Source organism: Parabacteroides sp. FAFU027, assembly GCF_022808675.1.
GTDB lineage: Bacteria > Bacteroidota > Bacteroidia > Bacteroidales > UBA7332 > CAXXIC01.
Genome location: NZ_JAKZKV010000002.1, coordinates 126,583 through 139,033 on the forward strand (window position 1 = coordinate 126,583; position 12,451 = coordinate 139,033).

Below are 12,451 nucleotides of genomic sequence, written 5' to 3' on the forward strand. Positions count from 1 at the left end.
TGGTGTTTAGAATTTAACATTAAGCCCAATTGTATAAACAGCAGGTATCGGATAGGTTTGCCTGTCGATACCATCCGCCACTTCCGGATTGAATCCGTTATACTTAAACACTGTCAGTGGACGATCGGCCGTCAATGCTATCCGTGTTTCAGGTATCGGTGTACCCATTACTTTCTTGTTTTTGAGTGTGTAAGCCAGTTGTATATTCTGAATCCTGAAGAAGGAACCATCCTCTACAAAATAATTGCTCATCTTTTGATTCCAGCCCCGTCTCAATCCTGAAGAAGAGGGATATTTATTAGATGTACCTTCACCATGCCAACGGTTGATGGCAAGGTCTGCATCCATATTCTGATCATTGGTCCAGATAACCTCCCCACGTTTACGGTTGAGAATCTTATTACCACTTTGGCCCATCATATTAGCCGAAAGTTCGATATTTTTATAGGATACTCCCAGATTGAATCCGTAGGTAAATGAGGGGAAATAAGAACCCAGGATCACCCGGTCATCATCATCTATCTTTCCGTCTTTATTTTGGTCCTTATACTTGAAATCTCCCGGTACCAGTCCGTTTGCCACGGCTATAGGATCGGCCTGTATTTCGGCATTATTTTGATAAACACCTATTACTTCGCGTCCATAAAAAGCTAATAGCGGTTCGCCTACGATAGAGCGTTGACGGAATTCGGCCGATCCACCGTCAATATAGGGCTGTCCGTAAAGGTCCCGCACTTCATTCTTCAGTGTTGCAATATTTGCACCGATATTATACCCGATTCCATTAACCAGTTTGTCATTCCAACCAAGAGCCAGCTCTAGACCCGAGTTTCTGATTACCCCCACATTCTTAATCACAGTTCCACCGATTGCGGGAATAGTAACACTGATTGCAGCATTTTTGGTATCACGGACGTAATAATCGGCATCCACAGATAACCGGTTTTTAAGAAGTTTAGAGGTTATCCCTACATTCGTTTCTTCTGTAAGTTCCCATTTTAGGGATGAAAATGTATTGGCTGTTGTCGTTCCTGAAACCAGGACATTATTTATGGCAGTGGTGACCACCGAAGTAGTCGTTGCCCCGTCGCTGGCCTGAATTTTATCATTTCCCAAACGACCCCATCCGACACGCAACTTGAGGTAATCGATTGTCTTATTATCTTTCAGGAAATCTTCCTGCGATAATACCCAACCGGCACCCACTGTAGGGAAATACCCCCACTTTTGCTGGTATTTAGAGCTTCCGTCTGCTCTTATGGTACCATACAGCAGATATTTATCGCTGAAATTGTAGGATACTCTTCCAAAATAAGACATTCCGTATTGCCGGGTACCTTCATCGCTGACTCCATCTACCGGTTTGGTTTCGGACTGGCTGATATACCAGGCTTGCTCCTGATCAATCGGGAAGTTCAATCCTTTTGCACTAAGCTTGTTATAAGCCTCATCCCTGAATGAGCTTCCGGCCATGGCAGTCAGGTTATGCTCTCCGAATTTATTGGTATAGGTCAATATGTTATCCCATATCTGATTAGAATAAGTCAGTGAATTTTTCACCAGAGTGGCATCTACCCTCTGGAATCCGAGACTGATATAATACGGAAGATCAACATAGCGCTCATCCTGAGAGGTGAAGCTGTGATTATATGTTGATTTGAATGTTAAATGCTTTGGTATCAGGTCTAAGTTTACATAGAAATTGGCCAGCATTTTTTTTGTCTTAATCCGGTTTTCACTAAACCGGAGGGTGGGCATCGGATTCTGTCCGCTTCGATAACCCAGGTCCTGTGCACTGGCAAATTTAACCGGTGTTGCATTTACATTCAACTCATCATAAACCGGCAGAATGGGTACCGCCCAATAAGCGAGACTCCAGGCATCAGATTCTTCATCAAACTTTGTGGCATTACTGAAGATCATGTTACCACCAATGGTAAAGCGGTCAGTCGCTTTGTAATCGATCTTCGAACGAAGATTAAAGCGTTCATACTGGTTCTTCATATCCAGTATCCCCTTCTGAGCAAAGTAATTGGCTCCGACCGAATAAGAGGCTTTCTGGTCTCCTCCGGTAACATTCAGGCTATGATTCTGTATCGGTGCGACACGTAATATTTCTTTATACCAATCCGTGTTTACATCCGGTACATTAGGATTTATACGGCTGCGACCGTATCGCTGCATCGCACTCAGGATATAACCGGCATCAGCTGACGAACCAGACTCAAGCGCCATGGTGGTATATTGTTCTGCATTTGCCATTTTCAACACATTCTGAGCAACCTGCACCCCATAATATCCATCGTATGAAATCTCACTCTTTTGATTGTAGGTACCGGATCTGGTCTCTATCAGCACCACTCCGTTGGCTGCACGGACCCCATAAATTGCTGATGCCGATGCATCCTTCAGCACGGAGATGGAAGCAATGTCTGATGAGTTCAGAAAATCGATGTTATCGAAGAATACACCATCTACTACATACAACGGATTTTCATTTCCTTTTCCGGGATATGACCCTATCCCCCGTACGCGGATAGTTGGAGATCCTCCCGGTGCACCGCTGCTTACGACTTGTAATCCTGCAACTTTTCCCTGTAGTGCCTGCATGGCCTGTCCGGCTGGTGTTTTAATCAGCTCATCGGATTTAATGGTCGAAATTGCTGACGTCAGGTCTTTGACCTTTTGGGTACCATAACCGACCACCAGCACTTCTCCTAAGCCATGAGTTGTACTTTCAAGGAAAACATTGACCACAGAACGGCCGTTTAAAGCCTGCGATACAGAGGTCATTCCCACATACGAAAATACAAGTGTAGCATCCGATGGCACATTAGCCAATGAATAGTTTCCATTGTAATCCGTTACTGTACCTGTCGTAGTGCCTTTCACCACAACAGTCACTCCAATCAACGTCTCTTTAGTTGCGTTGTCTTTCACAGAACCCGATACGGTAATCAGTTTCTGGGCGAATGAAGATATGCAGCCCGCCAATATAATCAGCAAGACTAGCCCAATCCTTTTTTCCATAGTGAACTTGATTTAGGGTATTAGTTTTTGTAGTAAAATCCCAGAGATGAAAGCCCTTTCTTTATTTCATCATTCTGCATAAATAGTTTCCAGAGAAGTTCTGACCGGTAGTTCTCTATCATAACGGCCGTTGGGCCCTGATCGATGGCCAGATAAGAGTGAACGACCTGTTGTCCGTCAACAAGCGAGAGATTAAATGCGTCGTAAAATCCATACGGGCCGAATATCCGGTCCCCGAGTTGCTCATAGAAGTACCGGTAAACCGGCAATACCAGTTCGGGGGTATAGGGTAATGAGGATAAAGCTGCCGTTGGTGATATCGTCCCGTTTTCATCGTTCGTGCCGGGATGGTGGGAGGTATAACCGACCAAAGGATCATCGGAAGAGGTAAATCCCCAGCAATTAGCACCATATTCCTTCCATTTTTTCGGATTATCCAGGGCATAAGCCCGGTGAATAAGGACATGCGCCCGGTTTCTCTCCCAATAGTCGGCATACTTATCCTTAAGTCCTTTCGGGTTTAGTCCGAGGAAAGAATAATGTGTAAAAAACAATGGACCTCCCAGTTCCATACCCAGGGGGAGTCGTATTCCGTAATATGTTTTACCATTAAGGAAATAGTCCGATTTTGTATAACAGGCATGATAAACGTCAGGGCGGATCGGATAGGTTGGGGACGATGCAGCCAGGATATAGGTAATGAGCGTTTCATCAAAGCCCTTAATGCGGTGATTCATCTTCCAGCCCCAGTTTTTAGACCAGTGCCAGTATAGAGAATCGGTATCCCGGGTGTACCAGTTCCACTCTACACTTTTCCAGAGCTTATTGATCCGGTATGATAGATCCTGTTCTTCATCATTGCCCGCTTTAAAATATTGCCGGGCAGTCAGAAGCCCCTGCATTAGAAATGCAGTTTCGACCAGATCTCCGCCGTCATCATAGCGGCTGAAGCTAAACGGAGCAGCCGTGTTACCGTTATACCAATGTGCCCAGGCTCCATGAAAACGTTCGGCCCGTTCAAGGAAAGTTACGATTTGTTGTATCTTCAGGAAAACCTTTTCGCGGGGATAGTAATTTCGTTCGGCTGCAGCTATCAGCGCCATTATTCCAAACCCGGTACCGCCTGTGGTCACAATATCCCCATGAGGATCATTACTCCGTTCCCGGGCCATACCGCAGTCGGGGTGTGACAACTCCATAAAGTAACGGGTAGTATATCGCTGCACCATATCGAGCAATTCACTATCATTCATCCTCCGGGTGGTAGCTTCAACCTGAAACTTCTCAGCATCAGGGTTCGACACCGACATCCCTTTGGGCATAATTCTAAAGAGAAGTTTGCTGTTTTGCTCCTTGTTTTTCAGAAAACAGAGATATTCCTTCCCTGATGTTTCTCCATGCTTTCGGAAATGCTTTCCATCATCAGCCGAAACATAAATTTCATAGATAAAAGCATGAGGATTGTCAATCATTAGCTCAACATGGCTCTGATATCCCCGGGCTTGTAGTTTTCCCGGAATGGCAAACCGCACCTGCCCACATACAACGACCAGAGGGATAACTAATCCCAACAGTAAGTAAAAGTAAAACTTCTTCATAAACTGACTTGTATTTCAAAAGAAACAGAAGCTTAGCTCATGAAGTTGCCACCTGCAATTCTACTTTGAAATGAGCATTTATTCTATTTCTCCAACCAAAAATCCCAGCAAAGCCCCATAGATTAACAAATTACAATACCGGGGCAAAATAGTAAAGACCTAAAAAAGAAACAACACAATCAGAAAGAAATCTTGTACTATAACAACACTCAAATACATATTGTTTTTTTAACGGATTAGGATGATCCGAAAATTCATAACTTAAAGGCTCTTATTTTACAAACCAAAGGCAGTACTTAAACAGATAGTGAGAAGATCGTTACTAGATATTCAGAATAGATTCGGGAAATTAGAAAGAGGAAAAAGTCAAAAAGAGGAGCTGAAATTACACAAAAAAAGCGGCTCCCTTTTTAAAGGAAACCGCCTGTGGGTGGGAGACGGGGCTCGAACCCGCGACCTTCGGAACCACAATCCGACGCTCTAACCAACTGAGCTACAACCACCGTTTTTGCTTTTGCGTTGCAAAGATAAGAAGGTTTTCTTACCCCTGCAAGCAATCAGCCTGTTTTTTTACTTATAAATCTCTTTTTTGCCCGCCAGCAGGGTGTTTTTGAGCAATGACACGATGGTCATCGGTCCTACTCCACCCGGTACAGGAGTGATATATGAGCATTTAGGCGCCACTTCGTCAAACTTCACATCACCGGTCAGTTTGAAGCCCGATTTAGTTTGGGTAGATGGCACACGGGTAGTACCCACGTCGATTACCACGGCTCCTTCTTTCACCATTTCGCCTTTGAGGAATTCAGGCACACCGAGGGCTGCTATGATAATGTCGGCTTTCAGGCACTGCTCTTTCAGGTCAGCCGAATAACTGTGGCAAACCGTTACAGTTGCATTACCCGGATTCGTTTTTTGCATCATCAGGTTAGCCACAGGTTTACCCACGATGTTGCTTCGACCCAATACCACGCAATGTTTACCTTTGGTATCAATATTGTAACGTTTCAGCAACTCCATAATGCCTGCCGGTGTAGCCGAGACGAAACAAGGCAGACCGATAGACATACGTCCCACGTTGATCGGGTGGAAACCGTCCACGTCTTTGCGGTAGTCGATCGCTTCGATTACTTTCTGCTCGTTGATGTGTTTTGGCAAAGGCAACTGAACGATGAATCCGTCAATATCGGGATCGTTGTTCAGCTCATCCACTTTTTGAAGCAATTCCGCTTCTGTGATCGTATCTTCAAAACGAACCAAGGTAGAGTTGAAACCAACCTGTTCGCACGCTTTTACTTTGTGGGCAACGTAAGTCTCGCTTCCGCCGTCGTGACCAACCAGGATAGCTGCCAGGTGAGGAATCTTGCCTCCCGCTGCCTTGATTGCCGCTACCTCTTGTGCAATCTCCTGCTTAACCTGATCTGAAATTGCTTTTCCGTCGATTAATTGCATGTTGTTTGTATTTAAGCTAATAAACCTCCAAGGTTTTAAAAACCTTGGAGGTTTAGCGTTTATTATAAATATTATCGTCTCATTTTACGCATCAAAGCAGGGTTGCTCTGTGCTTTGGTGACCATGTGCATCATCTTGCGGGTTTCCTCAAACTGTTTCAGCAGACGGTTCACCTCCTGAATATCCGTACCGCTACCCTTAGCGATGCGCTGACGGCGGCTTCCATTCAGGATTTGCGGGTTTTCACGCTCTTTCGGAGTCATCGAGTAAATAATGGCCTCCACGCTTTTAAAAGCGTTATCATCGATATCCACGTCTTTTATCGCTTTTCCCACACCCGGAATCATCGAAGCCAGGTCTTTGATGTTACCCATCTTCTTGATCTGTTGGATCTGGCTCAGGAAGTCGTTGAAGTCAAACTGATTCTTTGCAATTTTCTTTTGCAGACGGCGTGCCTCTTCTTCATCGTACTGGTCTTGCGCCCGTTCCACAAGTGAAACGATATCACCCATTCCGAGGATACGGTCAGCCATACGTTCAGGGTGGAATACATCCAGCGCTTCCATCTTCTCTCCGGTACCGACAAACTTGATCGGCTTGTTTACCACATTACGGATAGAAAGCGCAGCACCACCACGGGTATCACCATCAAGCTTGGTCAGCACAACCCCGTCGAAGTCCAGACGGTCGTTAAATTCTTTCGCCGTATTTACGGCATCCTGACCGGTCATGGAGTCAACCACAAACAGGATTTCATCCGGTGTAATCGCCGCTTTCACCGCTGCAATCTCGGTCATCATCTGCTCATCGATTGCCAGACGACCGGCGGTATCGACAATCACCAGGTCATGACCGTTGGCTTTGGCATATTGGATAGCCGCTTTGGCAATCGCCACGGCATCTTTGTTTTCTTCTTCAGCGTAAACCGGAACTTCAATCTGCGCACCCAATACTTTCAACTGCTCAATCGCCGCCGGGCGGTAGATGTCACAAGCCACAAGCAACGGATTTTTGCTGCGTTTTGACTTCAACAATTTCGCCAGTTTACCGGAGAAGGTCGTTTTACCCGAACCCTGAAGACCTGCCATCAGGATCACCGCCGGTTTGCCTTTGATGTTAACGTCTACACTCGTTCCACCCATAAGCATAGCCAACTCATCGTGAACGATCTTGACCAGCATCTGACCGGGTTTCACCGCAGTAAGCACATTCTGTCCGAGCGCCTTTTCTTTTACCGTATCGGTGAATGTTTTGGCAACTTTATAGTTTACGTCGGCATCCAGCAGGGCGCGGCGCACATCTTTCAGCGTTTCGGCAACATTGATTTCGGTGATTTTTCCTTCACCCTTGAGTATTTTAAATGACCGTTCTAGTCTGTCACTCAGATTTTCAAACATAATCGTTTATCAGTTAGTCTATTTTGGAGGGCAAAGGTAAGAAATTTTCGGGAAAAAGAAAGCTTCCCGGACACCATGAAAAACAGGCATCGGGGAAGCTTTTACATATATCATCCAATCCCCCTTTGGAGGATTAAACGGCTCTTTAATATTGCTCTTTCTCGTTCGGGAAGTCTGACGATTTCACATCTTCCACATACTGGCTGACCGCCTTCGTGATGATCTCGGCAAGATTGGCATAACGGCGAAGGAACCGGGGTGAAAAATGCTGTGTTAGTCCCAGCATATCGTGCATCACCAGTACCTGTCCGTCCACACCGCCTCCGGCACCGATACCGATGATCGGAATGGTCAGCTCCTGGGCAACACGGGCAGCCAGATCTGCCGGTATTTTTTCGAGAACGATCGCAAAGCAACCCATCTCTTGCAGCAAACGTGCGTCTTCAATCAGCTTGTTCGCCTCGCTACCATCTTTTGCACGAACGGTATATGTACCGTATTTATTAATGGACTGCGGCATTAACCCCAGGTGTCCCATCACTGGAATACCAGCGCTGAGAATGCGCTCCACAGACTCACGAATCTCTGCTCCACCTTCCAGTTTCACACATTCGGCATGTGTTTCTTTCATGATGCGAATGGCTGATGCCAGCGCCTCTATCGAGTTCCCCTGATAGGTTCCAAAGGGCAAATCCACCACTACTAAAGCACGCTTTACTGCCCGCACTACTGATTTTCCGTGATAGATCATTTGATCCAGCGTCATCGGAAGCGTGGTCACATTTCCCGCCATTACATTGGAGGCAGAATCACCCACCAATATCACGTCCATACCTGCCGCATCAATCAGACGGGCCATTGAGTAGTCATAAGCTGTAAGCATCGAAATCTTTTCGCCTCTCTTCTTCATTTCGATCAGGCGATGGGTGGTCACTTTGCGTGTATCCTCTGCGTAAGTTGACATAGGGTTGCGTGTTTGGTTAAACGGGGGTAAAGGTAGAAATTATCTTGGTGAAAAAACGGGGTATTGAGGAATATTTTCTGTAATGAAAAAATAAGAGCACCTGCATTTCTTTGTAAAACAGACACAGGACACCCGCTCACCCATTGAATATCTGACGACTAACGATTCCGTCGCCAGTTATAGGGATAACACCTATCCCGGGGAATATTATTGACAACAATAGCCACCACAAAAAGAATGAGCACGCCCGACATCACCGGCGATAGTATATAACCGTACCCCAGCGCCTTCACCTTTTCCGTTCCGATATTGGCAATCAGGGCTGTGGCTCCACCGGGGGGATGCATTGTCTTGGTGATCTGCATCGCCACGATGGACAATGAAACCGCCAGGGCTGCTGCCAGCCAGAGTTGACCGGGTACAAGTTTATGAATACTCACCCCGATCACAGCCGAAATCAGATGTCCGAAAATAAGGTTACGCGGTTGAGCCAACGGACTATTGGTTGCACCAAACACCAACACAGCCGATGCGCCGAAGGAGCCAATAAGAAAAACATTATCAACCTGCCCCAACTGCTTCCCCTGGATAAACCCAATCGCAGAAATGCCGATAAACGCTCCGATAAAAGTCCACAGGTGATCGATCGGCTCCAGTATTGTTTGCCGGTAAAACACGTATGAGGTCATCCGGTAAGCTTTTTTGATTCTTCTCTTCATATACAATTTTATTCTAGCAACAATCTTCCGACTCTATCCCGGCAACATCTTATTGCACACGGAATAAAGCCAGAAGATTTATTGTTTATAGCGGCAATCCACTGCGTTTAATAGCAGAAGAGCTAGTGTTAGTTCGATCTCTGATTACCGGCAACTAACCCCACCGGTCATATTTCATTTCTTTTCAATACTCCATCCTCCTTTCAGTCCGAAGATGAACCAGGCTACTGCCACGGTTCCCAATCCAAAGAGGGTATCTCCAAACACACGGAGCCATTTGAATGTCACAATGTCTGGTTGGGTCATAAACTCGGCAGAACGCGCAAACCACAATCCTTTGTTTACACTGGCTATCGTCTGTAGTAATCCGACAGGCAAAACACTGATCAACACCATCGCTGCCAAGCCGAAATTGATGGCCCAGAATCCGAACCGAATCCACTTATCTTTCCAGACTGACTCGGTATCCATATCCCTCAACACGAAAAGCATCAACCCGATACCCAGCATACCATACACACCAAAGAGAGCTGTGTGTCCATGCACAGGAGTGGTATTCAGCCCCTGCATGTAGTAAAGAGCAATCGGCGGATTGATCAGAAACCCAAAAATACCGGCTCCGACCAGATTCCAGAAGGCTACGGAGATAAAGCAATAAATCGGCCATTTGTATTTTCTGATCCAGGTAGAACTCTGACTGATCTTTACATTATCCCAGGCCTCATTCCCCATCAAAACCAGTGGTACCACTTCCAGAGCACTAAATGTGGCACCGATAGCCATGACGGATGTTGGTGTTCCGGAGAAATAGAGGTGGTGAAACGTGCCAAGAATACCTCCTGACAGGAAGATGATCGTTGAAAACAAGACCGATGAGGTTGCTGTATTCACCTTAATCAGCTTCATCCTGACAAAAAGGAAAGAGATAATCACCACGGCAAACACCTCAAAGAAGCCTTCTACCCAAAGGTGAACTACCCACCAGCGCCAGTATTCGGCTATCGCCAGATTGGTTTGACGGCCCCACATCAATCCCGCTCCGTAGAAAGAGGCTATTGCAATGGCCGAAATAAGGAACATTACCAGTAGGCTACGACTCTCATCTTTGCGGCGCAATACCGGCCAGATAGCCCGCCCCATCAATGCCAGCCAGATAAACAGGCCTACAAACAGGAACAATTGCCAGAAACGTCCCAGATCCACATACTCATACCCCTGGTGTCCGAACCAGAAGTTCTGAACAAAGCCCAGTCTCTGCATCACTCCGTACCACTGTCCCAGCAACGACCCGACCACAATGATCAGCAGGGCTATAAACAGTAAGTCAACACCCAGCTTCTGATATTTGGGTTCGTGCCCCGATATCGCCGGCGCGTAATAGAGTCCTGTAGCCAGCCACGAGGTAGCAATCCAGAAAATAGCAATCTGCACGTGCCAGGTGCGGGTGATAGAATAAGGCAGCCATTCGGAGAGGGGAATGCCGTACAAAGCCTGTCCCTCTACCGTATAGTGAGCAGTGACCACACCCAGTACTATCTGTACGACAAACAGTGCGGAAACAATCCAGAAGTATTTCAGTGTCGCTTTCTGTGAAGGAGTCTGCGTCTGATTTCCGACAGGATTTTCCGATAGGATTTCAGACTCTTCCTGACGGTTGCGGGCATAGTACCATACCATAATACCGATACCGGCCAACAGGACAATCACACTAAAACCGGTCCACAGAATTAATGATCCGGTCGGACGGTTACCCACCAGTTCTTCCGATGGCCAGTTATTGGTGTAGGTGATTTCGCGTCCCGGACGATTGGTCACGCATGCCCAGGCAGTCCAGAAAAAGAACGCATTCATTTTGCGCACCCGCTCCGGGTCTTTTAGTTGGTTAACCGGAATAGCATAAGCATCACGCAGCTTATCCATGGCCGGATCATTGGTGAACAGACGACTGTAAAAGTCACTGTTACTGACAATAGCATCAGCCCGAAGATCAGAGATCGTCAGAATTCTAGTTTGGGGATTGTAGCTGTTGGTTCTTAAATCATTCTGAAGCAATACTTTCAATGAGGCTTTCTGGTCTTCCGGAAGCTGGTCGTATTTTTGATTCGCACGCTTCATTGCCAGAGCGTCAAGCATGAACATAGCCTCCTTATGCAACCAATCGGCACTCCAGTCAGGAGCCTGGTATGCACCGTGCCCCCACACCGTTCCGACTTCCTGCCCGCCCATTGATTGCCAGACATTCTGTCCGTCTTTAATATCAGCTCCCGTGAAAAGGGTTTTCCCCGAAGCTGTTACAACCTTTTCGGGAACAGGTGGCGCTTGCCGGTAAATCTCACTACCATAATAGAGTAATACTCCGAATGAAATCACAATCACTGCGATAAATCCAAACCAAAGGTTCTTTGTCTTCATCTTCATTGCTGTTTTTAAGGTTATTAATTATGGGCACAAAAGGCTGTAGCAGAGCCACTAAAAACGGAACAAAATGGTTGCACAAATACCTGCGACCGTTTTGTTTCGTAATTTTAAATGGGTTGACTATTTCAAAGTTATTTCAGGCATGTCAAAGGTACCGGCAAGCCAGGCTTTCGATTTTCGCAATCGAATTTTCGGCGTTATATTCACTATCCAGCTGTTGTTCCACTGCGGCAAACTGCTCCAGCAGCCCAGCCTGCTCTTCTGTGGTAAAGGCCTGGTCAGCCATGCGGAAGAGGATATTATTTTCCTTGCCGATATGGCTTTGCAGCAATTGGGCGTAACCAGCCAGATTCTGGTAGATGTCATTGATCGCACCGCTCTCTCCTCCACGGAGGCGTGCAATACCGTCCGCCATACCCTTAACGTAGTTACGACCCTGCACATGCTCATGCAGCATCACTGCCACCGGCCCCTGCACAGGAGAGAAGCCCTTCTCCCCCATTTTCGGGAAAAGCAGATCTTCTTCTTTCGCATGGTGGAAGCCGTCCGCAAACTTTCGGATCAGGTTTACCACCAGTTCAAAGTCCTCAATATTGGTGCTTTGCTTCATCACCATAGCTGCCATGATATCCGTTAGTCGAAGAATATAGACATGGTCATTTTCAAGATTTTGCGTTGCTGTTGTCATAATTGATCTAATGGATTAAATAACGTGAGTGTATACACAATTCGCAAAGAAAACTACTCAAAAAACAGGGAATATCTTGATAAACAGGCTAACACACTGAAGGGCTGAACTATCATCAGCCCAACGGCAACGTCTTGGTGGGGAAGAGTCATCCGCCACAGCACACGTCCTAAACGGACAATATA

General features: G+C 46.4%; 8 protein-coding genes and 1 tRNA gene. All 9 read right to left on the reverse strand.

Going from position 1 to position 12,451, the window contains the following annotated elements; all coding sequences use genetic code 11:
- Positions 1-6: 6 nt before the first annotated feature.
- The 9 genes from MLE17_RS03780 to MLE17_RS03820 all read right to left on the reverse strand — a co-directional run bounded on the left by MLE17_RS03780 (position 7) and on the right by MLE17_RS03820 (position 12,266).
- On the reverse strand, positions 7-3,030 hold the full coding sequence (locus MLE17_RS03780) for a SusC/RagA family TonB-linked outer membrane protein (RefSeq protein WP_243347210.1): 3,024 nt from the start codon (positions 3,028-3,030) through the stop codon (positions 7-9).
- A gap of 20 nt (positions 3,031-3,050) precedes the next feature.
- Positions 3,051-4,628, reverse strand: coding sequence for a glucoamylase family protein (locus MLE17_RS03785; RefSeq protein ID WP_243347212.1), 1,578 nt, complete (start codon positions 4,626-4,628; stop codon positions 3,051-3,053).
- Positions 4,629-5,056: 428 nt separating this feature from the next.
- Positions 5,057-5,132 (reverse strand) — tRNA-His (locus tag MLE17_RS03790).
- Between the two features lie 66 nt (positions 5,133-5,198).
- Positions 5,199-6,080, reverse strand: a complete 882-nt coding sequence (gene folD / locus MLE17_RS03795) for a bifunctional methylenetetrahydrofolate dehydrogenase/methenyltetrahydrofolate cyclohydrolase FolD (RefSeq protein WP_243347216.1) — start codon at positions 6,078-6,080, stop codon at positions 5,199-5,201.
- 71 nt (positions 6,081-6,151) lie between these two features.
- Entirely contained in the window at positions 6,152-7,477 is a 1,326-nt protein-coding gene (gene ffh / locus MLE17_RS03800; protein ID WP_243347217.1) for a signal recognition particle protein, read from the reverse strand.
- 145 nt (positions 7,478-7,622) lie between these two features.
- Positions 7,623-8,441: a 3-methyl-2-oxobutanoate hydroxymethyltransferase gene (gene panB / locus MLE17_RS03805; RefSeq protein ID WP_243347218.1), complete on the reverse strand. Its 819-nt coding sequence runs from the start codon at positions 8,439-8,441 to the stop codon at positions 7,623-7,625.
- Positions 8,442-8,599: 158 nt separating this feature from the next.
- Positions 8,600-9,160, reverse strand: coding sequence for an HPP family protein (locus MLE17_RS03810; RefSeq protein WP_243347219.1), 561 nt, complete (start codon positions 9,158-9,160; stop codon positions 8,600-8,602).
- A 174-nt stretch (positions 9,161-9,334) separates the two neighbouring features.
- The gene (locus MLE17_RS03815; protein ID WP_243347220.1) at positions 9,335-11,572 is read right to left on the reverse strand and encodes a nitric-oxide reductase large subunit; all 2,238 of its coding nucleotides are present in this window, start codon (positions 11,570-11,572) and stop codon (positions 9,335-9,337) included.
- A 151-nt stretch (positions 11,573-11,723) separates the two neighbouring features.
- Positions 11,724-12,266: a hemerythrin domain-containing protein gene (locus MLE17_RS03820; RefSeq protein ID WP_243347221.1), complete on the reverse strand. Its 543-nt coding sequence runs from the start codon at positions 12,264-12,266 to the stop codon at positions 11,724-11,726.
- Positions 12,267-12,451 lie beyond the last annotated feature (185 nt).